The 21,318-nt window shown below is 61.9% G+C and carries 24 protein-coding genes and 1 tRNA gene; 17 read left to right on the top strand and 8 right to left on the bottom strand.

Annotation, left to right across the window (positions count from 1 at the left end; all coding sequences use genetic code 11):
• Positions 1-5: 5 nt before the first annotated feature.
• Both J1C49_RS09280 and J1C49_RS09275 read right to left on the bottom strand, forming a co-directional pair.
• Positions 6-794: an SseB family protein gene (locus J1C49_RS09280; protein ID WP_227445537.1), complete on the bottom strand. Its 789-nt coding sequence runs from the start codon at positions 792-794 to the stop codon at positions 6-8.
• The gene (locus J1C49_RS09275) at positions 787-1,374 is read right to left on the bottom strand and encodes a uracil-DNA glycosylase family protein (protein ID WP_227445536.1); all 588 of its coding nucleotides are present in this window, start codon (positions 1,372-1,374) and stop codon (positions 787-789) included. The genes J1C49_RS09280 and J1C49_RS09275 overlap by 8 nt, the downstream gene beginning before the upstream one ends.
• Before the next feature lie 363 nt (positions 1,375-1,737).
• On the opposite strand from J1C49_RS09275, the gene J1C49_RS09270 reads away from it, so the two are divergent.
• The 4 genes from J1C49_RS09270 to J1C49_RS09255 all read left to right on the top strand — a co-directional run bounded on the left by J1C49_RS09270 (position 1,738) and on the right by J1C49_RS09255 (position 5,564).
• Positions 1,738-2,397 carry an ABC transporter ATP-binding protein gene (locus tag J1C49_RS09270; RefSeq protein ID WP_227445535.1) on the top strand — a complete coding sequence of 220 codons (660 nt, stop codon included), beginning with the start codon at positions 1,738-1,740 and terminating at the stop codon, positions 2,395-2,397.
• Complete coding sequence (locus tag J1C49_RS09265; RefSeq protein ID WP_227445534.1) at positions 2,375-4,168, top strand: capsule biosynthesis protein; 1,794 nt, start codon at positions 2,375-2,377, stop codon at positions 4,166-4,168. The genes J1C49_RS09270 and J1C49_RS09265 overlap by 23 nt, the downstream gene beginning before the upstream one ends.
• An 85-nt stretch (positions 4,169-4,253) precedes the next feature.
• A tRNA-Ser gene (locus J1C49_RS09260) sits at positions 4,254-4,343 on the top strand.
• 390 nt (positions 4,344-4,733) lie between these two features.
• Complete coding sequence (locus J1C49_RS09255; protein WP_227445533.1) at positions 4,734-5,564, top strand: DUF3883 domain-containing protein; 831 nt, start codon at positions 4,734-4,736, stop codon at positions 5,562-5,564.
• A gap of 3 nt (positions 5,565-5,567) precedes the next feature.
• Here the strand turns inward: J1C49_RS09255 and J1C49_RS09250 are convergent, their stop codons facing one another.
• Genes J1C49_RS09250 through J1C49_RS09235 form a run of 4 tightly spaced genes read right to left on the bottom strand, consistent with a single transcriptional unit; the run spans position 5,568 to position 7,988 of the window.
• Entirely contained in the window at positions 5,568-5,948 is a 381-nt protein-coding gene (locus tag J1C49_RS09250; protein ID WP_227445532.1) for a hypothetical protein, read from the bottom strand.
• A complete protein-coding gene (locus tag J1C49_RS09245; RefSeq protein ID WP_227445531.1) occupies positions 5,948-7,273 on the bottom strand; it encodes a recombinase family protein in 1,326 nt (441 codons plus the stop codon). The genes J1C49_RS09250 and J1C49_RS09245 overlap by 1 nt, the downstream gene beginning before the upstream one ends.
• The gene (locus J1C49_RS09240) at positions 7,270-7,770 is read right to left on the bottom strand and encodes a DUF2924 domain-containing protein (protein ID WP_370639388.1); all 501 of its coding nucleotides are present in this window, start codon (positions 7,768-7,770) and stop codon (positions 7,270-7,272) included. The genes J1C49_RS09245 and J1C49_RS09240 overlap by 4 nt, the downstream gene beginning before the upstream one ends.
• Positions 7,767-7,988, bottom strand: a complete 222-nt coding sequence (locus J1C49_RS09235) for a hypothetical protein (RefSeq protein WP_227445530.1) — start codon at positions 7,986-7,988, stop codon at positions 7,767-7,769. Before J1C49_RS09235 ends, J1C49_RS09240 begins: the two co-directional genes overlap by 4 nt.
• A 255-nt stretch (positions 7,989-8,243) precedes the next feature.
• Here J1C49_RS09235 and J1C49_RS09230 point away from each other — a divergent pair, with 255 nt between their 5' ends.
• Positions 8,244-9,239, top strand: coding sequence for an HTH domain-containing protein (locus J1C49_RS09230; protein ID WP_227445529.1), 996 nt, complete (start codon positions 8,244-8,246; stop codon positions 9,237-9,239).
• Positions 9,190-10,869: a CHAT domain-containing protein gene (locus tag J1C49_RS09225; RefSeq protein WP_227445528.1), complete on the top strand. Its 1,680-nt coding sequence runs from the start codon at positions 9,190-9,192 to the stop codon at positions 10,867-10,869. The genes J1C49_RS09230 and J1C49_RS09225 overlap by 50 nt, the downstream gene beginning before the upstream one ends.
• 67 nt (positions 10,870-10,936) lie before the next feature.
• On the opposite strand, the gene J1C49_RS09220 is transcribed toward J1C49_RS09225, so the two are convergent.
• Positions 10,937-11,665, bottom strand: a complete 729-nt coding sequence (locus tag J1C49_RS09220; RefSeq protein WP_227445527.1) for a hypothetical protein — start codon at positions 11,663-11,665, stop codon at positions 10,937-10,939.
• A 1-nt stretch (position 11,666) separates the two neighbouring features.
• On the bottom strand, positions 11,667-12,344 hold the full coding sequence (locus J1C49_RS09215) for a S24 family peptidase (RefSeq protein ID WP_227445526.1): 678 nt from the start codon (positions 12,342-12,344) through the stop codon (positions 11,667-11,669).
• A gap of 108 nt (positions 12,345-12,452) precedes the next feature.
• Here J1C49_RS09215 and J1C49_RS09210 point away from each other — a divergent pair, with 108 nt between their 5' ends.
• From J1C49_RS09210 to J1C49_RS09160, 11 genes are all read left to right on the top strand, one after another.
• A complete protein-coding gene (locus J1C49_RS09210; RefSeq protein ID WP_227445525.1) occupies positions 12,453-13,136 on the top strand; it encodes a hypothetical protein in 684 nt (227 codons plus the stop codon).
• Positions 13,137-13,351: 215 nt separating this feature from the next.
• Positions 13,352-13,561, top strand: a complete 210-nt coding sequence (locus J1C49_RS09205) for an AlpA family transcriptional regulator (protein ID WP_227445524.1) — start codon at positions 13,352-13,354, stop codon at positions 13,559-13,561.
• Positions 13,561-13,917, top strand: a complete 357-nt coding sequence (locus J1C49_RS09200) for a hypothetical protein (RefSeq protein ID WP_227445523.1) — start codon at positions 13,561-13,563, stop codon at positions 13,915-13,917. Before J1C49_RS09205 ends, J1C49_RS09200 begins: the two co-directional genes overlap by 1 nt.
• A gap of 44 nt (positions 13,918-13,961) precedes the next feature.
• A complete protein-coding gene (locus J1C49_RS09195; protein WP_227445522.1) occupies positions 13,962-14,450 on the top strand; it encodes a hypothetical protein in 489 nt (162 codons plus the stop codon).
• Positions 14,447-15,322, top strand: a complete 876-nt coding sequence (locus J1C49_RS09190) for an ATP-binding protein (RefSeq protein ID WP_227445521.1) — start codon at positions 14,447-14,449, stop codon at positions 15,320-15,322. The genes J1C49_RS09195 and J1C49_RS09190 overlap by 4 nt, the downstream gene beginning before the upstream one ends.
• A 19-nt stretch (positions 15,323-15,341) precedes the next feature.
• Positions 15,342-15,968 carry a hypothetical protein gene (locus J1C49_RS09185; RefSeq protein ID WP_227445520.1) on the top strand — a complete coding sequence of 209 codons (627 nt, stop codon included), beginning with the start codon at positions 15,342-15,344 and terminating at the stop codon, positions 15,966-15,968.
• A 12-nt stretch (positions 15,969-15,980) separates the two neighbouring features.
• The gene (locus tag J1C49_RS09180) at positions 15,981-17,663 is read left to right on the top strand and encodes a DEAD/DEAH box helicase (protein ID WP_227445519.1); all 1,683 of its coding nucleotides are present in this window, start codon (positions 15,981-15,983) and stop codon (positions 17,661-17,663) included.
• Entirely contained in the window at positions 17,660-17,878 is a 219-nt protein-coding gene (locus tag J1C49_RS09175) for a hypothetical protein (protein WP_227445518.1), read from the top strand. Before J1C49_RS09180 ends, J1C49_RS09175 begins: the two co-directional genes overlap by 4 nt.
• The gene (locus J1C49_RS09170) at positions 17,871-18,077 is read left to right on the top strand and encodes a DUF6511 domain-containing protein (protein ID WP_227445517.1); all 207 of its coding nucleotides are present in this window, start codon (positions 17,871-17,873) and stop codon (positions 18,075-18,077) included. Before J1C49_RS09175 ends, J1C49_RS09170 begins: the two co-directional genes overlap by 8 nt.
• On the top strand, positions 18,074-18,835 hold the full coding sequence (locus J1C49_RS09165; RefSeq protein WP_227445516.1) for a hypothetical protein: 762 nt from the start codon (positions 18,074-18,076) through the stop codon (positions 18,833-18,835). Before J1C49_RS09170 ends, J1C49_RS09165 begins: the two co-directional genes overlap by 4 nt.
• A 44-nt stretch (positions 18,836-18,879) precedes the next feature.
• A complete protein-coding gene (locus J1C49_RS09160; protein WP_227445515.1) occupies positions 18,880-21,198 on the top strand; it encodes an AAA family ATPase in 2,319 nt (772 codons plus the stop codon).
• Positions 21,199-21,318: the final 120 nt, after the last annotated feature.

The following is a 21,318-nucleotide window of genomic DNA, read 5'->3' as shown; positions in this document are numbered from 1 at the left end:
ACCCTCTACTTCAGAATGGGCGGCTTTTCCGGATCCGATCCCGGAGGCTGCATGACCTGCCGCGCCACCTTCGGCGGCTCCGGCAGATCAAAACGCAAGGCGACCCGCGCAAGCTCCGCGGCGCGCGGATCCGCATCGCCCAGAAAGGTCACGTCCAGTGCGCCCGCCTCAAGCCCGGAAAACACCAGCGCTTCCTGGATGGCCCGCGCCAGCGCCGGTTCCGCGCCGTCCACCGCGCCCGTAATCCCAAGCAGATGCCCGCGCGTCCCGTCGGAATAGGTCACGCTCGCCAGATAGGCCTTGCGCGCAAGCCCGGCCATCGCAGCCAGCTTGCGGTCCAGAGCGCCCAGAAGCGTATCGGGCAAATCGCCCGGCGCGCCGAGCGTCTCGACGCGGACATCGGCTTCCTGGGGATCCTGTTCCAGCGTGCTCACAAGCCATGCAAGCGCCTCCGGCGGCAACAGGATCGAGGACGGCGCGACCTCCGGATTGACCGCAAGCCCGATCGCCTGCTCCGCGGCCAAGCGCGCCAGCGCCCGCCCCGACAGGGCCGCGTATGGCACCGGTTTCCCGGCGAATTGCGCCAGCCGTTCCTCGCGGTCGAAAACCAGCACGAAGCGCGCATCTCCGAGATCGAAGATCTCCGGCGACAGCGCATCTCCCTTTGGTTCCTCGGACAGCATCAGCACCAGTTCGGATTCTGCCAGACGCTCGTAAAAGCGCAGCCGTGCCGCATCGTCGCCGGGGTTGGCGTCCATTGCCGCATGGGCGGCATCAAGGGGCGTTTCAGCCATCGAGCACCTCTCTCACCCGGGTCTTGAGAACGGGCAGAAGCTCATTCTCGAACCACGGATTGCGTTTGAGCCAAGCCGTATTGCGCCAGGATGGATGGGGCAAGGGGATTGCCCCCGGCAGATGGTCGCGCCACGCTTGCACCGTCTCGGTCACGCCGGCACGCGTGCCAAGGTGATAGCGCTGTGCGTACCCGCCGATCACGAGCTTGAGCGGCACCGCGCCCATGGCATCAAAGATCTGTGCATGCCACGTGTTGCGACAGACCGCAGGCGGCGGCAGGTCGGCCCCCTGCGCGTCATAGCCGGGAAAGCAAAAGCCCATCGGCACGATCCCAATGCGCGTCTGGTCATAGAATTGTTCTTCGCTCACGCCCATCCAGTCCCGCAAACGGGTCCCGGACGGGTCACGAAACGGCTCCTTTGCGTGATGTGCGCGCAGGCCCGGTGCCTGGCTGGCAATGATGAGCCGCACGCCGGGCCGGAACCAGACCACCGGTCGCGGGTGGTGCCGCGTCGCCGTGGCCGCGAAGCGTTCCGCGCAGATCCGGCAACCGCGCAAGTCCTGTTTCAGTTTCTCCATCCCTGATGGGTGTAGCGCGCCCATGCGGTTTGGGCAGTCAAGAACCGTGCATTTTTCACCCCGGATCGCGATCCGTCCCACGCCGGCCGCCAGTCACCCGGAGCATGGGGCGGCGCCGCGACACGACCGGAGCGCTGGCACGCCATGGCTGCCCAAACGAATTCTAAACCTTTTGCGCGCCATAATACACGGCCTCGCCATCCAACCTCCCCGCGGGCCTTCCCGGCACGGCCCGCGTTGTTTTTGATTCGAACCGGGGTCATAATGTGGCCCAGATCAGCCGTTAGGCAGGCCGCATACCCCGTGAAACGGGGCCCGATCCATCCCGGTTCGGTGCCGACGAAAGCAGCCAAGGCATGAGCGATGCTTGAGTTCGACATGGTCAGCAAGTCCTTCTGGACAGGCGTGCAGCGCAAGGTCATCCTTGATCGCGTGTCGTTCCGCGTGGAGCTTGGCGAGTCGCTCGGCATTCTGGCCCCGAATGGAACCGGCAAGACCACCCTCATCAAGATGATGGCCGGGTTGGAGAAACCCGACGAGGGCGAAGTGCGCCGGGGCTGCAAGATTTCCTTTCCACTTGGCTATATGGGCGGGGTCGTCTCCAAGATTTCCGCACGCGAGAATGCGCGCTATATCGCGCGCCTCTACGGGCTCGACCCCGACTATGTGGAAAGTTTTTGTCGATGGCTGTGCGGGCTGGAAGAGTATTTCGACCAGCCAATCGGCACCTATTCTTCCGGCATGCGGGCGCGGTTTACGTTTTCGCTGATGCTGGCGCTCGACTTCGACATGTATCTCATCGACGAGGGCATGCCGAATTCCACCGATGTGGAATTCAACCGCAAGGCGGGCGACATTCTCGCGGATCGCCTTCGCACGACCACGATCATCATCGTGTCGCACCAACCGCAGATCCTTGAGAAATTTGCACGCAAGGCAGCTGTCCTGATGGACGGAAGGCTCAACATGTTCGACACTCTGGAAGAAGCGAAAGCGCTGTATGACTACGAAACCCAGAGCTAGGAGATTCCGCATCCGGAGCGCGGATCCCGCCGCTCCCGCGGGGACGGCAACGAGGCCCCCTGCGGCCCCCGTCCCTCCGGTGACGCCCGCTCCGGCGGAGCCTGTCGCACAGCCGCGTGCCGCTGCGTCCCGCGCCGGCACCGCGCCGCCTGCTGCCGCACCGGAAGCCGCACCCCCTCAACAGCGGGCGCCGGTCCATCCCGCCGGGCAAGGCACCGCCCGTCCCGCGCCCCAAACTCAGTCCGCGGCAACGCCCCGCGCGCCTGTGCAGAAAGCGCCGACCCCCGCCGCCAAACCGGCGCCGCCCCGGCCCGACGCGTCCGCCACGGACATCGCCGCGATCCGCCAGGAGGGGCTGTCCGGCCGTCAGCTTCGCATGGCGCGGCGCGTTGCTCAGAAACACGGTCTGGAACCAAGCTCGGATTATGACGCGGTGCGCCTGTTGCGCCTGCGTGGTGTGGACCCGTTTCAACGCGCCAACATGCTCGAAATCGTCGCCGCACAGGAGGCATCGGGCAAAACGCCCGTCCCCGCCAAAAAGAATGCCAAGGCGGAGCTGCCGCAAACGGTTTCACCGGATCAAAAAGAGACGCTGCCCTCTACCGAAACGCTCAGCCCGGCCGAGCGACGCAACGCGGAGATCCGCAAGATCCAGCAGGAGCTGGCCCAACGGCGGCGGCGCAAGTCGCTGTTGTTGCTCGCGCGGCTTATGGTCTTTGTCTGTCTGCCCACTATTCTGGCCGGGTATTATTTCTTTGCGGTGGCAACCCCGATGTATGCCACCAAGTCCGAATTCCTCATTCTCAAGGCAGAAAGCAGTGGTGGCGGCGGGCTTGGGCTGCTCTCCGGCACGCAGTTCGCCACCAATCAGGACGCCATCGCGGTACAGAGCTACCTCACCTCCAAGGACGCGATGCTCCGGCTCGATGCGGATGTCGGCTTCAAGAGCCATTTCACGCAGGACTGGATCGACCCGATACAGCGACTGGAAGAGAACCCGTCCAACGAGGCCGCGTACGACCTGTATCAGCGACACGTCGAAATCGGCTACGATCCGACAGAAGGCGTAATCCGCATGGAGGTCATGGCCGCGGATCCCGACACTGCGGCGGATTTCAGCCGCGCGCTGATCGGCTACGCCGAGGAGCGGGTGGACAATCTCTCCCTGCGCAAACGCGCAAACGCGGTTGAGGATGCGGAACAAGGTCTGCGCGATGCGGAAGACGCCCGACGGGAGGCCCAGGAGCGCGTCGTTCGACTGCAACAGGAAGGCGCGATGATCGATCCCGAGGGACGCATCGCGGCGCTGCGCAGCCAGATCAATACCTTTGAACTGCAATTGCAGGAAAAGCAGCTACAATTGCAGGCCCTGCTCGACAATCGGCGCCCCAACGCATCGCGGGTCGACGGGGTGCAGGGTGATATCCGGCGGCTTGAAACGCTGCTTGAAGATCTCAATGGCCAGATGACAAGCGCGACGACGGGTGGCGACTCGCTTGCCGAGATCGCGATTCAGATCCGGCTTGCGGAAGGCGACCTCGCGACGCGCGACATGATGCTGTCCACCGCGCTTGAGCGGCTTGATCAGGCACGGCGCGACGCGGACAGCCAGGCGCGCTACCTGACAACCTCTGTCGAGCCGCTTCGGTCTGAAGATCCGAGCTATCCGAGAGCCTTCGAGAATACGGTGCTGGCATTTTTGATTTTTGCAGGCATTTATCTCATGGTCTCGTTAACCGCGTCGATCTTGCGAGAGCAGGTCTCAAGCTGATCTCCGAAGTCACGGCCCGATCATCGACTGTTTTCTGCATTGCCCCCCTTGAAGCTCCCCTGCCAGTCACGCTAAAGGGGTCGGCGGAGAGGTGGCCGAGTGGTCGAAGGCGCACGCCTGGAAAGTGTGTAGGCGGGAAACCGTCTCGAGGGTTCGAATCCCTTCCTCTCCGCCATTATCCCCATTGCGAACCAGTGACACCGCCCTGATGGGCACGGATTTTTCCGTGTTGTCAAAGGGGCTTGCGGGAACCGACCGAACCTCTTAGCCGCGCCGCCTGGCCGAAGCTGGGCTCAGAATGGCCCTCAGTCTCAGTTTGGGCGAACCTCGCCCGTTCCGGTTCGGTCCGCTTTTATTATTACCTTTCAATGCTTTGCTGCCAAACCCCGCCAAAACCCAAACGCGCGTTCCGAACGATATCGATGGCAACATAGACGGAACACGCAGTAGGCGCGTTGCTCGGGATGCCAGCGTAAACCGGCGGATTTCTTGGGTGGGTTTGCATCCCAAACCTCCAACCGAAACCGCTGATGACAAATGATTTTCCCGCGTCTAGCCTGGCCGCATGTCGAACGGGGCCTGGACAGATGCAGAGAACGACCTGATCGTCGCGGACTACTTCGCGATGCTGGCTGCGGACTTTGCTGGCCAGTCCTATAACAAGGCCGCGCACAATCGCGGTCTTCAGAGCCAGATCGACCGCAACCGCAGTTCGATTGAATTCAAGCACCAGAACATCAGCGCGGTTCTCCGGGCACTCGGAGAGGACTGGATCCCCGGCTACAAGCCCGCGCAAAACTACCAGGGCACACTAGAAGAGGCGGTGGCGCGTTGGCTGGAACTCAACCCCGGCTGGCTGTCCCGCATTCCGGACCGGCCCGCGATGGGCCTCCGCGAGGCGGCTCAACTTTGGATTGGACCGCCCCCGACGCTCAGCAACCAACCGCCTCCGGCTGAACTTGAGCAAACCATCGCCACCGCCCGCAAATTCGATGTGGCGGAGCGTGACGAGCGCAACCGCGCGCTTGGCCGGGCGGGAGAGGAACGCGCGCTGGCGCATGAAAAAGCGGTGCTGGCTGGCTCCGGGCGCTCTGATCTTGCGTCAAAGGTGCGATGGGTCTCGGAGGAGGATGGCGATGGCGCGGGGTATGATATCGCCAGTTATGCGCCGGATGGTCGGCCCCGTCTGATCGAAGTGAAGACGACCAACGGCTGGGAACGCACACCATTCCATATTTCGCGGAACGAGCTGGCTGTTGCCGACGAACGGCGGGCGGACTGGTGCCTCATGCGGCTCTATCACTTTGCACGCGAGCCGAAGGCGTTCGAACTGCGCCCGCCGCTGGACGCCCACGTGTCGCTGACCGCCACGAGTTTTCAGGCCAGCTTTCACTGACCCTCAGTCAAACACGCGCCCCGGCTGCTCAACCCATGGCAGCTCCGCCACGCCGCAAAGGTCGAAGATCGACAGCACCGTGGGCTCGCGCCGCAGGACCAACCGTTCCAGCACTGATGGCGAGAGCCATGCCAGTCGGATCACGCGGCTGACATAGCGGTCGGAGATGCCTTCCTCTCTGGCGAGATCGGCAATGGTGGTGACGTCGCCGCGCTCAAGCCTGCGCCGCCAGTCCCATGCTCGGCCGATGGCGCGCAGAAGGCGAGCATCCTGGCCGCGTTCCATGGCCACCTCGATCTCCTTGGGAGGCAGAATGCGAGGGCGGCCGCCGCGATTGCGCATGGTGAGTGGTATGTGGACGCGGAGCGTTTCGGGCTCTGCCATCACGCCACCTCCGGCTTGGCCGGGGCCATCAGAGCGGCAATCGCGCCCAAGCCCTCATGGCGGAGATCAACCGCCAGCCCGGCATCGCTGGCGGTGATCCGCGCCACCAGAAGCCTGACCACGCGCGCCTGCTCGGCCGGGATCAGCGCCTTCCACATCTCGTCGAACTGGGTCAACGACGCGCTGATCGCTTCCTCGCCAAGGTCTGGCCGGTCCTTGCGCAGGGTCCTTGACACCCGCGCGGCAACCTCGGGGGTGCGCAGCAGGCGGCGGATTTCGCCGATCACGGCGTCCTCGACCATGCCGCCGGGCAGCCGTTGTGGCCCGCGGATCTCGGCCTTGGGCCGTTTCTTGATCGCGTCCATCGACACATAGTAGCGATAGCGCCGCGTGCCTTTCTTGGTGTGGTGCGGGGTCATCGCGACGCCGGTTTCGGTGAAGATCAGCCCGCGCAGCAGAGCCGGTGAAGGTTCCTTGGCAACGGCAACCCGCTTGACGCGGTTGTTCGCGATCACATCGTGCACCTCGTCCCATAGTGGCTCGTCGATGATCGCGTCGTGCTCGCCGGGATAGGCCGTGCCCTTGTGCACAGCGAGGCCGCGATAGACCTTGTTGTGCAGGGTCTTGAGAAGCGAGGTCTTGTCGTAGGGCCTGCCGGTCTTGGTCAGGATCGCGCGCGCGTCCAACTCGCGGATCACCTGCGCCGTGGAGCTCGACCGGGCGTAGAGGGTGAAGATCGTCCGCACGGTTTCGGCCTCGGCCGGGTCCACGATCAGCTTGCGGTCCTTCACGTTGTACCCAAGCGGCACCGGCCCGCCCATCCAGATGCCCTTCTTGCGCGACGCAGCGACCTTGTCGCGGATCCGCTCGCCGATGACCTCGCGCTCGAATTGGGCAAAGCTGAGCAGGATGTTCAGCGTCAGCCGCCCCATCGACGTCGTGGTGTTGAAGGACTGGGTGACGGAGACGAAGGTGACGCCGTGCTTGTCGAAGATCTCGACCAGCTTGGAGAAATCCATCAGCGCGCGGCTGAGCCGGTCGATCTTGTAGACGACGACGATGTCGATCAGCCCGTCCTCGATGTCCGCGATCAGATCCTTAAGCGCGGGCCTTTCCAGCGTGCCGCCGGAGAAGCCACCGTCATTGTATTTGTCGCGCAGGCAGACCCAACCCTCTGCCTTCTGGCTGGCGATATAGGCCTCGCAGGCTTCCCGCTGAGCATCGAGACTGTTGAACTCCATATCGAGCCCTTCCTCGCTCGACTTGCGGGTGTAGATCGCGCAGCGCAGGCGGCGGGGCGGTTGCGGCTGTGTTTGGCGCGTCATTTGCTGATCCTCGGGCGCGGGGTGAAGCCGAAGAACTTCCAGCCATTCCAGTTTGCGCCGGTGATGGCCCGGGCTGCGCCGGACAGCGATTTGTACCGGCGGCCCTGCCACTCAAAGCCCTTCGCCAAGACGGTGACGGTGTGCTCGACGCCATTCCATTCGCGGACGAGCTTGGTGCCCGGCATCGGGCGGCGCGGGTCGGACACCATCTGTCCAGGTTCGCCGGAAGCCACCTCGGCCGCCAGAGCGTTCAGCGTCCGCAGCGCGTCGCGGTTGATGCCGCCCAGGGCCAGTTCCTGGATGCGGTAGCCAAGCCGGAGCTCGAGGTTCTGACGGCTGGTGTTCGGCGCGGGGGCGTCAAAGATCGCCGCCCATTTCTCACGCAGTTCCGGCACGGTCATGGCCTTCATCGCGACCAGGTCCGCCAGGACAGCGTGGCCCTGCGCAGGGCCAAGGCCCGTTCTCTTTCCTACTGATTTCGTTTTGGTTTTTGTCATTCGTCCTCTCCAACTCGGGTTCGCAGCTGGTGACGACGACGGCGAACAAGGGCGAGGATGTCCAGCGAACTGTCTGCCTCGTTCGCAGAATTCTCGTTTATTGTCGGTGGGTTGGTTCGATCCACGGCCGTGGCGAGGATCCGGGCGAGTTCAGCCAACCGCTCATCGGTGGTGAGCGTTTCGGGCGGAGGGGCGAAAATGACGCTGGTGTCGGGCATGGTGGGCGAACCTCAGGAGCTGTTTTGTCCTGTGGTGGCCGCTATGAGGATGGAATTTCAAGGTAAAACAATAGGTTGACGAAGTGGCGCGAAATTCTAGGCGTCAGATAGTACGTGACGTGCTTGGCTACGGATCGAGAATCTTGATCCTTCCACCACTTGGCAGCATCACTCAATTCGAAGGAACAGATGTCCGCTGCATGCACGTGCCTTGGGAAAAGTCTGTTTACGTTGAAACTGCGCGGGTGATGGTACATGCTGAGGGCGGAGGAACTTTTGGACTCATATCTACAAATCGCAGAAGCAGTCTTGAAGTCTACCCGTCGCCCGATGAGCGCACGGGCCATTCTTGATATGGCTTACCAGGCAGGCGTTGTCCCATCTCATCTCCATGGCCGAACTCAACAGAAAACACTTCAGGCGCGGCTAAGTGAGGATATCCTTCACCATCGGGAGACGTCTTCTTTCTACAGAACAGAACCGGGCCAGTTTGCGCTAGTAGAGTTCCTTAATGATCCGAAAATTCCCGAAGAGTGGAAGACGAGGTTCCCGGCACGCAGAAGAACACGGGATTTAAAGCGGGGAGATGCTTTGGCCGTGCGGCGTTCCTTTGTTGATCGCTTTAAGAATTATGTAGAAGAATTCGATGATTTCTTTAAATCGGCAGATGCTGAGGGTGCCTTGGCCTATATGCATCCAGACGAAATGGCGAAGCGTGGATATTGTTCGGCCTGGACATTTTCGATCGCGGTTCGGCATGAAAGCTTTTTGGCCTACCGAGTTGGAAGATATCGAGACGACCGTGATGCATTCGCAAACAAAAGGTCTATTGGCTTCCCAGGAGCACTTGCCTCAGAGGACGCATCTCTCTTTTCGGATGATCCTCTAGGGGTCAAGGACTGCGCCGTATCAGTGCTGGTCCAAGACTTGGACCTCTCCTTTGCTACATTTGACAACGATGGCGCCGTTCGTCCTACGATTGACTGCGTGGTCGCCGTCGAGACTGATTCCGACGATCTTGATGTAATTATTGTCGTCACATGGCAATGCCCGGATTGGTTTGAGCCAACAACACGCCGATTGTCGATAAACGAACCGCATTGGCTGATAGCAGCTGAGCAGTACAACAATATTGACGATTTCGAGCCCTGGAGCAGGCGAATATTGTCTCGATTCGCAGATTTGAAAAAACGAGGCTCGGTTGGCGACGCAGATACTTACCGCACAACAGGCGGCATTTCTTCGGTTTGAACTAGATAGCGGTGATCCGCGAAGGCAGAAAACTGCCCTTCAGGATATTTGCCGTCTGTATCGTTTGGGCCTTCGGTTTTCCCCTGAAGCACGTCTCGCGTTTGAGCAGGCGATCGCCGGCATCACTGTAAATAGCAGAGATGAGAAGGTCGTGCGGTGGGGGCTGAACACAATCGCTCGCCTAGGTACAATGGGGAATACGGCTCAGAGCGTTGAGTATGCGCTCAAACGTCACGAGGACAAGCCGGAGATCGTTGCCGCGGCCATCTCGGCTCTTGGCTTTCTCTACAAGGGCCAGATCCCAGCTCTGGAAGGAATGAACAACATCCTGCCTGCCGTACGAATGCTAGCGGCAATGCAAACGGTTGCTCCAACGATGCTTGATAAAGTGGAGCTGTCCATAGATATTGATTCAGCAAACGAAGAAATTCTGAAACTTGCGCTTATTGTTGTTGGTATCAACCGTGACATTCAACATCTTCTTCATCCGCACTACGAAAATGGTGAGATTGTTAGAGCGCTTGGGCAGCATGACGACCATATTGTTCGACAGTATAGTGTTTGGGCGGTTATCGAAAATAAACGCTTGACGTTAGATCACCTCGGTACATCGTTCGATACGCTTGAGCTTGAACCTCCAAACGTGCAATCCAAATTGCTACAGCTTGGAGCATCAAGATTCAGTGACTTTTCGAAGCGACAGGATCTAATAATTAGGGGCAGCAATCTCCCCTCTGCCGATGCGCGCGAAGGATTGTCCAAAGGTCTGCTGAACAGCTTCTATGATGGGCTGCAAGATGTCACCCTGTCTTGGTTTGAAACTGAGGAAAGCCCTCGTGTCCAACTCTTGTTGGCAGAGCACTTTGCCAGATATTCGGATGCGGTTCCAAGTTACAGAGACATGGCGCTCAGTCTTCATGATCGAAGTGGCGAATTTCGTGAGCGGGTTCTGCTTGGTGCGGAACGCATGCCGCTATACGGTGAAATCAAAGCAAGGGAAGCTGCTTCATCTTTCGAGCTCTTTGGTGCGTCGACAGATGAAGCACACAGTAAAATTTTGATGGCGGTGAAGATGCAGAATGCAACAACGGTACTCGTGCTTAACGCCACACCGGATGACCAAGGCCGGTTACGTGCTGACAAAGAGGCCGCCCTCTTAGAGGAACAACTAAGAAAACTGACAAACCGGCGGCGTGATTTGAACGTTGTGCAAAGGTTTGCTGTTCGCCTTGACCAAGTTCAAGAACACCTTTTGAATCACGAGCCAAAAATTCTGCACTTCAGCGGGCATGGTGATCGTGGCATTCTGGTATTTGAGACACATGATGGGTCTACCGCTGTATTGGATGGCGACGTTTTAGCTGATATTCTAGACACATACGGCAAACTTGAATGCGTGATATTGCACGCATGTTTCACAGAAGAGGTGGCTCAGGCCTGCGCGAGGTACGTACCGGTAGTGGTAGGCTCGACGGATACAATAAATGATTTAACAGCTCCAAAGTTCACCTACGCATTTTATCAAGCGTTGGCCAATGGCAGAGACTATGAAAACGCCTTTCGAATGGGAAAAAACGAAGTGGCTACTGTGGACCGTAAAGAATCGGAGAAATACAAGATTCTCAAGTAACAGAGCCAATGGTTAAGTTTTTTGCCTGGGGCGTGGAGGTGTTTTCGAAAAGCAACGTACGGGTTCCTTAATGCTTAGTTGTTGTACCCCGCCCCATCCCATCCGTCTCCAGCCGCAGCGCCGCTCTCCATAGCGGCGTTTTGGCGAACATGCTCTCTCTTGTCCGAGGCAGGTCTAGGGCGCGGGTTTCTTGCAGCAACCCTGTCCAGCAAAGGGGCCGAAGCACCTGGATATAGAGGCTGCTTAGCACATCGTCGAAGCCCCCGGCGGGATCCGGCTCTCCGAACAGCACCCGTCGCAGGTCAGCACCAGTCGCGACGTCCTCGGTCTCGACGTTCAACACGTTCAGGAACACGTCCCAATTGCCCAGGATCGGCTCGTTGTCAAAGCGCGAGAAGCGGGCGTGATTGACCTCGAACAGGTAGAAGGGGGTGACGATACCGAAGGCCCGACCAGGATGCTCGACCAGTTCCTGGCCCGCCTTGGTCAATTTGAACTGCCCCTTGTAGTGCCGTCCGATCTTCAACGCGATCATCACGTCGTGCAGATCCATCAGCGGGCCAAAGTCGATTTCGTTCAGCACCTTGTTGATGGCGAAGAGGTTTTCCTCGGAATAGCCGGGCCAGTCGAACTCCCGCGCTGCCCAATGCACGAACACGCGCTTGAAGGCCTTCGACGGCGTCAGCCCGATCCCGCCATGATCGGCGATGTAGGAGAAAGTCTTTTCCAGCGCCCGCACCATCGGTGAGTGCGCCAGCACGGGATCAGCATCGTCAATCTGGCGGAACTCGATCATCTCAAATCTCCCGCGCAAACCAGCGGATGCGGCCGATGATGTGGATTTCTTCGGCGCTGCGCTCATATGGACTGTAGAAGCCGTTGTCCGAAATCACCCGCACAGCGGGCGGATCGCTGTTTGGCACATGCTCGAGCCGCTTGGCGACCAGCCCCATGCCATCGTCCAGCACGAAGATCCCGGGCGGGTTGGGTGCGCGGCGGGTCATGTCAACCAGCACGGCGTCGCCGTCCAAGAGCGTTGGCGCCATGCTGTCGCCCTCGACATGCATGATGCGAAGCTGCGACGGGCTGGCCTTGAGGCTGCCCTTTATCCAGGAGCGGCGGAAGTGATAGGCGCGCCCCGGTGTGTCGTGATCCTCTGTCACAACAGCGCCGCCTCCCATTGACGGGCGCGGGCTGGCATGCGCGATCGCGACGAAGGTTTCATCCGGGTTCTCGATGAAGGGCGGCGCGCCCTCCACCTCGCCGATGCCGTGGATAAGCCACTCTCTCTCGACCTTCAGCACGCGGGCGACCTCCGCCAACTTGTCGATGCCGGGGCGTGCAGAGCGGCCGCGCAGGATGTCGTAGACGAAGGAGCGATTGACCCCGGCCATCTCTGCGACATGAGCAGGGCTGAGCCCGAGTTGCTGGGCGCGGGCGCGAAGGCGGTCGGAGAGCGTGTGATGCTCGGTCATGTTTTCCCCAGAGAGCTGTGGATCAAATAGGATAAAACAGGATTGATCGGAGGCCGTCAAGGATTTAGAACAAACCCTAAACACTCAATGGCAGGAATCGGGGGTCAGATGGAGATCGAGAAGGCGTATTTTACTCTGCCGGAGATCCTTGATCGCTGGTCCATCTCCGAGGCCGACCTGATCTATCTGGCGGAGAACGACAAGCTGCGGCTGTCGGTGCGCGTCTTCGGCATTCCGCTTGAGCTGGGTGATTACGAGGATACCGGCAACGGGGAGCGGTTCCGCGTTCCGTGGGAGCAGAGCCGCTATAGCGGACTGCTGGATCTCTATGCGCAGGACGTCTTCCAACTTTTCCGGTGCAGCGAGGCTCATCTCAGCGATTTTCGTACGCCGCGCGCGTCCTATGCAACGCTCTATGGCGAAGCTGAGCCGATCTTCGTGATGATCGGAGATCTGCTGCTAAGGCGCGAGGAACGTGATCGTTTTGAAGCGGAGACCGGGTTCTCCGGCGCAGAGACCGGACCGCAGCTGCCTGTCTTCAGCGCGTCGTCCGACTATCATGAGGTGCGCTGCGGCGGGCATCAGTTCCGCCTTGGCCCCATCCAAGCGCAGGTTGTCCGTGCGCTGCATGAGGCTGCGCGCCGCGGTGAGCCTTGGCAGAGCGGCAAGGCGATCCTGTCGGCAGCGGGCTCGAAGAGCCTGAAGATGTCCGACGTGTTCAAATCCCAGAAGCAGTGGCGGTCGCTGATCGAATCGAATGGTCGCGGCAACTACCGTCTGAACTGCGGCTGATTCCGGTCTGACTCCTTCGGGTGCGCGCGTCCCTCCGGCTCCACAGTGGGATGCGCAAGGGGATGAGAGTGGGATCACCATCCCCCGCCACGGCGTTCGCCGTTGAGTTGCAAGGCTCAAACTGATCCCCCTCCGCATCCCGCTTCGATCCTGACGACATCCCACAGCAGGATTTTGCATCTTCCTCCCAACGCAGCGAGCGACAGGAGACGAAGATGCAGCTCAAACACCTCAATCAGAAAGAACTGGCCCGACGGTGGAACATCTCACACCGCACGTTGGAGCGGTGGCGGTGGGCCGGAGAAGGCCCGCAGTTCATGAAGCTGGGCGGCCGTGTGGTTTACCGCATGGAGGATATCACCGCATTCGAGCAGGACCAGCTGCGCCACAGCACCGGCGCTGATGCGCATGTCGGTGCCGCATGATGGTCCGGCTCGATGATTTCGCGGTCGATCGGGTGGTGCCGTTTTGCGCCGCTAACGGTCTGGACGAGGTCGGACTCTGCGCCTGGATCGCGCAGGCCGAACCCGGCGAGACGCTGATCTATCACCGCGGGTTTCTCGCGGTCGATGCCACCGCCGTCCTGTCGAAACTTCCTGCCGACCGTCAGCGCGCCTTGCGCCAGGTCGCGGCAGCCGCCCTTCGCGCGGCTGAGCAGAACCTTGTCCATCTCGTGCAGGCGCGGATCGGCCCCGACCACTTCGCCTACATCGCCGTCGCCCGGCCCAAACCCCGATCCAGCGGTGCCGCCTTGTCAGTCCGCCTGCTCGAGGCCGCGTGATGCCCGCTTTCCAATCCTTTTTCACCGATCACGGAGACCATTTCATGCCTTTCCCCGAGAACACCCCCACGCCCGACGATCTGCCGTCCCTCAGCGCAGCCGAAATCGCGGCCCTGCCGGTTGAGCTTCTGGCAATCCTGCAGCGCGAGATCGACGAACACCTGAAACGCGACAAGGCCGCCAAGACACGCTTCGATGCCGGACTGGCCGTTCGCTACGCCACCCGGGCCGCCGAAGAACGCCAGGCCGCAAGCAAGGACACTGGAACGGTTCGTTTCGATGACGGCGATTTCACCGTGGTTGCGGATCTGCCGAAGCGGGTGGATTGGGATCAGGACCGGCTGGCCGACATGGTCGCGCGGATCCGCGATGCCGGGGACGATCCGGCCGAATATGTCGATCTCGCTTTCAAAGTTCCTGAGCGCAAATACGCGGCCTGGCCCGAGGCAATCCGGCAGGGTTTCGAGCCCGCACGCACAGTCCGGCCCGGCACGCTGAAGGTCGAGATCCTCGCGCAGGGGGCAGACCAGTGAGCCTCCCCATCATCAGCGCCGACCAGCGATTGGCCGAGCCGCGCGGGATCAAGGGCTGCATCTTCGGCAAATCCGGCATTGGGAAAACGTCGCTGCTCTGGACCCTCGACCCTGAACGCACGCTGTTCATGGATCTCGAAGCGGGGGATCTGGCCATCGAAGGCTGGACGGGCGACAGCATCCGGCCGCGCACCTGGACCGAATGCCGGGATTTCGCGGTGTTCATTGGCGGGCCCAACCCGGCTTTGCGGGATGAGCAGCCCTATAGCCCGGCGCATTATGCCGCCGTGTGCGAGCGCTTTGGTGATCCGGCAGAACTCGATCGCTACGACACGATCTTCGTGGACTCGATCACCGTGGCGGGGCGGCTGTGCTTCGGTTGGTGCAAGGGCCAGCCCGAGGCGCTGTCGGAGAAGACCGGCAAGCCGGATGTGCGCGGTGCCTACGGTCTGCACGGCCGCGAGATGATCGGCTGGTTGACCCACCTGCAGCACACGCGGGCCAAGAATGTCTGGTTCGTCGGGATCCTCGACGAGAAGCTCGACGACTTCAATCGCAAGGTGTTCCAGCCGCAAATCGACGGGTCCAAGACCGGGCTCGAGCTTCCGGGGATCGTCGATGAGGTGATCACCATGGCGGAGCTGAAGGCCGACGGCGGCGATCCGTATCGCGCCTTTGTCTGCCAGACGATCAACCCCTGGGGCTTTCCGGCGAAAGATCGATCCGGTCGCCTGGACCAAGTCGAAGAACCTCATCTCGGCCGCCTGATGGCGAAGATCCGGACGCCCGCAGCCCCGGCATCCGACCGGCTGACCTACACCCCGCCACCCGCCGATCCGGCCGGTGACGACCAATCCCAACCGCAATCCTGATCAGAAAAGGAGGTTCCCCATGGGTTCCTGGAACGATTTCAACGACGCGCAGAGCAACACCAACCTCATCCCAAAGGGCACGCTGGCAAAGGTGCGCCTGACCATCCGTCCCGGCGGTTTCGACGATGCCTCGCAGGGCTGGACCGGCGGCTATGCCACGCGCGGCTCGACGGGTGCTGTCTATCTCAATGGCGAGTTCACCGTGACCGAGGGTCCCTATGCCCGGCGCAAGGTCTTCACGCTGATCGGGCTTTACAGCCCCAAGGGTCCGGACTGGACCAACATGGGCCGCAGCCTGGTGCGCGGCATGCTGAACTCGGCGCGCGGCATTTCCGACAAGGACATGTCGGCGGAGGCGCAGGCGGCGCGGCGCATTAGCGGCTTTGCCGATCTGGACGGGATCGAGTTCATCGCCCGCATCGATATCGGCACCGATGCAAGCGGTGACGACAAGAACGAGATCCGCAGCGCGGTCACGCCTGACCATCGCGATTATGCGCAGGTCATGGGAACTGCACCCCTGCAGTTCAGTGGTAACGCCGGGCCGGGGGCCACTCCGCAGCAGAATGCTGCCGCCCCAACGTCCTCGTCCAATCCGCCAGCAGCCAACCCCGGTGCCCCCGGGCGGCCGAGCTGGGCACAGTAAGGGGGATCGGTCATGCGCCTTCGCCCCCGCCAGAAAACCTTTGTCGAGCGCAGTGTTGCTGCGCTCGCCTCCCGCGGCAACACGCTCGGCGTGGCACCCACCGGCGCGGGAAAAACCATCATGCTCTCGGCGGTCACCGGCGAGATGATCGGCGACGGTGCCAAAGCCTGTGTTCTGGCCCATCGCGACGAGCTCACGGCGCAGAACCGCGCCAAGTTCCAGCGCGTGGCGCCGGACGTGTCGACTTCGGTGATCGATGCAACCGAGAAATGCTGGGGCGGCCAGGTCGCCTTCGCAATGGTGCCGACGCTGGCACGAATGTCGAACCTGGCCGACATGCCACGCCTCGATCTGCTGGTGATCGACGAGGCGCATCACGCGGTGGCGGACAGCTATCGCCGCATCATCGACCGGGTGCGCGATGCAAATCCCGACGCGAGGGTGTTCGGGGTGACGGCAACGCCGACCCGGGGCGACCGCAAGGGTCTGCGCGAGGTCTTCGACAATGTCGCCGACCAGGTGCGGTTGAGCGAGTTGATCGCCTCGGGTCACCTCGTGCCGCCACGCACCTTCGTGATCGATGTGGGCGTGCAGGAGGAATTGAAATCGATCCGCAAGACCAGCGCGGATTTCGACATGACTGAGGTGGCGGACATCATGGACCGCGCGCCGGTCACCGACGAGGTGATCCGCCACTGGCGTGAGAAGGCCGGCGACCGGCAGACCGTTGTCTTCTGCTCGACCGTCGCTCACGCTGACCATGTGACCGAGGCATTCCGTGCCGCGGGGATCACGGCCGGGCTGATCCATGGCGATCTGGCGGCAGAGACCCGCAAGGCCATTCTCGCCGACTACGCGGCAGGCATCACCCGCGTGGTCGTCAACGTGGCCGTGCTCACGGAGGGTTGGGATCATCCGCCGACGTCTTGTGTCGTGTTGCTGCGGCCCAGTTCCTACAAATCCACCATGATCCAGATGATCGGGCGCGGGTTGCGCACGGTCGATCCCGAGGAGCACCCCGGCATCGTCAAGACCGACTGTGTCGTACTGGATTTCGGGACGTCGAGCCTGATCCACGGCACGCTGGAACAGGATGTCGATCTGGATGGCAAGACCGGCACCGGCGAGGCCCCGACGAAAACTTGCCCGGCCTGCGCAGCGGAGATCCCGCTCGCAGCCACCGAATGCCCGCTCTGCGGCGAGGTATTGCTGCAGGATGAGGGCGAAACCGGCGCGGACGCAGTGCCGCTCTCGGGCTTTGTCATGACCGAGATCGATCTGCTGAAACGGTCCAGTTTCGCATGGGTCGATCTCTTCGGGACGGACGATGCGCTGATGGCCACGGGCTTTACGGCCTGGGGCGGCATCTTCTGGATGGACGGGGTCTGGTACGCCATCGGCGGGGCTAAGGGCGAGCGGCCACGCTTGTTGGGCGTCGGCGAACGCACCGTCTGCCTCGCGCAGGCTGATGACTGGCTGAACACCCACGAGAGTGATGAAAGCGCCTTCAAGACACGCGGATGGCTGCGCCAGCCACCGACCGACAAGCAGCTGAAATACCTGCCGCCGGAGTGCCGTCACGACTTCGGCCTGACGCGCTATCGCGCCTCGGCGCTGATGACGTTCGGCTTCAACAAGCGCGCCATCCAGGCAGCGGTAAATGCGGTGGCTGGTCCTGAACGGAGGGCGGCATGATCCATGACCTATTCAACCCCCATCACGACCGAGGAGCGGCGGCGTCTCTGGCATCCGCGTGGAACGCTCTGTGCTGTCTGTCGGCAACCCACGCGTGGTTTTGGCTGGCGCGATCCGGTCCGGTCGAAGCGGCCCCGGCCATCGGTCTGGTTCTGCTCGATGCCCTGCCAAGACTCCTGGACGCGTTTGGCGCGGGAGCGTTTTGCCATGGTTGATCTGACCGAAGAAGAGCGCGCCGCCGTCACCGCCACCATGAAACGCGTCGCGCTGCTTATGGATGAGATCGGTTGGCAAACCGCATTCGCCGATCTGACCGAAGCACAGGTGCGCGCCCTGATCGAGGAGGCCGTTGAAGGTTTTCGCGAGGCCATGGCCGACATTGCCAAATCAAACGCGCCGGAGATCCCGTTTTGACATTGGACTTCAACCCACGCCCCTCCGTGGCCGAGCGGATCAACACACTGGTCGACGCGGCCCTCATCGCCGAGCGCGAGGCCACGCCGCCCCGGACCTATCTCGGCGCGTCCCGCTTGGGTCATGCCTGCGAACGCGCGCTGCAGTTTGAGTTCGCCGGTGCGCCGAAGGATGACGGCGCCGATTTCAGCGGCCAGACGCTGCGGATATTCGCCATAGGCCACCAGCTCGAGGATCTGGCGATCCGCTGGCTGCGGGCCGCTGGTATCGATCTGGTCACCCAAAAACGCGATGGCGGCCAGTTCGGCTTCTCTGTCGCGGGCGGTCGTATCCGGGGCCACGTCGACGGGATCATCGCTGATGCCCCAGCAGCGCTTGGCATGCGCGCTCCGGCACTCTGGGAATGCAAGACGATGAACGCGAAGAACTGGCGCGCCTGCGTCAAGGATGGCGTGACGGTCTCCAAGCCTGTCTACGCCGCCCAGATCGCAATCTATCAGGCCTACATGGAACCTTCGGTGCCGGGGATATCGACGGCACCGGCGCTGTTCACGGCGATCAACAAGGACACGGCCGAGCTGTACCACGAGCTGGTGCCCTTCGATGCCGACCTGGCGCAGCGCATGTCCGATCGCGCCGTGCGGATCCTGCAGGCCACTGACGCGGGCGAGTTGCTGCCCCGTATCGCCGCCAACCGGGATTTCTTCGAATGCCGGTTCTGCGCCCATGCCGAGCGGTGTTGGGGGCTGGCTGCGTGACCGACGACCCCACCGATCCATCAGATCCCGACCAGGACACAGGCATGCGCGACGACACGACGCCAGCCACCCCCAAAGAAAACATCGTCCATTTCAACCCGTGGCGCGATTTCAACGATGCCGCCCCGCAAATCGACGTGTTCGGCGATGAGCCCGATCCCGAGCAGATCGCGCAGTTCATGCAAGTCGTCTTCGGCTATTGCGACGGGCTGATCCCGGTCCGCAGTTTCATCGACAAGGGTCAGGGCATCGATGGCCGCCCGCACAACATCTGGCTCGAGGCGGATCAGGCCGCGCCCGAAAAGATGGCGACCTTCGCAACATGGGCCTCACGCGAGGGCGCAGCCGTCTATGTGATCCCCGGCACTGTGGCCGCGCCCGGCCAGGCCAAGGCAGCAGAAATCCTGCAGATGCAGACCGTCGTGGTCGATCTCGACACCGGCGATATCGCTGCCAAGCGCGCCCATCTGGAGCGCCATCTCGGCGCGCCGACGATGGTGGTGGAAAGCGGTGGTGTGACGCCGGAGGGCCAGCGGAAGTGCCACGTCTGGTGGGCGCTGACCGAGCCCGCCGAGGGGGATGACATTCGACGTGTATGCCGTCTGCGCGGCGACATTGCCGCCAAGGTAGACGGCGACATGCACTTCCGCTCAGCGCATCAACCGATCCGTGTGGCGGGTTCGGTCTATTACAAGAACAGCCTGAAAACGCAGGTTCGGATCGTCGAGCTGAACGTCGACCGCGAGCGTGATCTGGCCGAGTTCATCGAGGCCGTGACCGACATGCCGCCCGCCCCGGGGGTGTCGCTGCAACCCGAGTTCACCCATCCCGACAAGCCCGCCATGGACGAGGTCCTGGTGACCCCGGTGCGCGAGGGGGCGCAGGACGATTGGTCCCGATTCGAGGGTGCGTCGGCCGCGATCGGGCACTTCATCCGTATGGTCCACGAGGGCCGGATGACAAAAGACGAAGGCTGGGAAGGGATCTGCGGCTACAACGCTGCAATGCTTCGACCCCAGTGGCCAGTCGAACGGCTCAAGCGCGAGTCCGAGCGGCTCTGGGACCGGCATGTCGAGAAGTACGGGCCGCCGTTGATCCGGTTGGACTCCGGCGCACCGGGGCCGCTGGAGATGCCTGCCTTCACGCTCGGCGCGCTGCTGGACGACCAGAGCCCCATGCCAGAGGACATCATCGCACCGCGCGTTCTGACGCCGGGCGGGCTGCTGGTGCTGGGTGGCGCGCCCAAGGTTGGCAAAAGCGACCTGCTGATTTCCTGGCTCGTGCACATGGCGGCAGGCGTGCCGTTCCTCGGCTTCACCCCGCCGCGGCCGCTGCGGATCTTCTATCTGCAGGCCGAGATCCAGTATCACTATCTGCGCGAACGCCTGAAGCAGATCGCTCTGCCACCAGAAGTGTTGGCCGCTGCGCGCGACACATTTGTCGCCACGCCGAAACTCAAGATGCTGCTCGACAACGAGGGCAGCGTGCGGGTGGCTCGCGCCGTTCAAACAGCGTTCCCGGATGCGCCGCCCGACATCCTCTGCGTCGACCCGATCCGGAACCTCTTTGACGGCGGGCCCGATGGCGGCGGCGAGAACGACAACACCGCCATGATGTTCTTCCTCAAGGAACGGGTGGAGGTGCTGCGTGATCATATCGACCGCGACTGCGGGGTTATCCTGATCCATCACACCAAGAAGCTCAGCAAGCATCAGGTGAAGGAGGATCCGTTCCTCGCGCTTTCGGGCGCCAGCGCACTTCGCGGGTTCTACACCTCCGGCCTGATCCTGCATCGGCCCGACGAGGATTGCTCGCAACGAAAGCTGGAGATCGAGCTGCGCAATGGACCCGCGCTGCCGCCCAAGGTGATCGACAAGGTCGATGGCCAATGGGTCGAGATCAACCCAATGAACGAACGCCTCGTCCGCCAGGAGGTGGGTGCGAAGCATGATGCCGAGCGAGACCGCAAGCGCGATGTCATCCTATCGATCCTGATCGACGAGGCAGCGGAGGGCAAACTCTACACCTCGACCCAGTTTCGCGAGGCGTTCGAGAACCAGCGCGGTCTTGGCAGCCAGTTCACCATCCGCGACCGCATCAACGTGCTGGCTACCAAAGGCGACATCCGCTTCCTGCGCGACGGCACGACATTCGGCCACTCCGTGGTCCGGTCGCGCTTCGGCTACCTCTGCGCCGAAGGCATGGTGTTCGGCCACAAGGGCCGGATCGATCCCGAGACCGGAGAGGTCCTGGACAGCGTCATTCCGGTCGTCCCGAGCCACTACAAATCGCCCTCCAACGGACAGTGCATGGACCTCGCGAACCCTTCCGATTGGTCGATCCGGGAGGATGAAAATGCCTGATTTTGGCTTGTACGTCCTCTGTTCGACCCCAGGACAAATATGTTCGACCTCGGCCGCTGTTCGACCTCAATCCAACGAAATCAATCACTTGGAGCAAGAGGAGGTCGAACATGTTCGTCC

This window comes from Cognatishimia sp. F0-27 (genome assembly GCF_020667845.1).
Taxonomy (GTDB): Bacteria; Pseudomonadota; Alphaproteobacteria; order Rhodobacterales; family Rhodobacteraceae; genus JAFMPQ01.
Note: the sequence above shows the minus strand (reverse complement) of the source record. Positions and strands in the feature narration are given on the sequence as shown.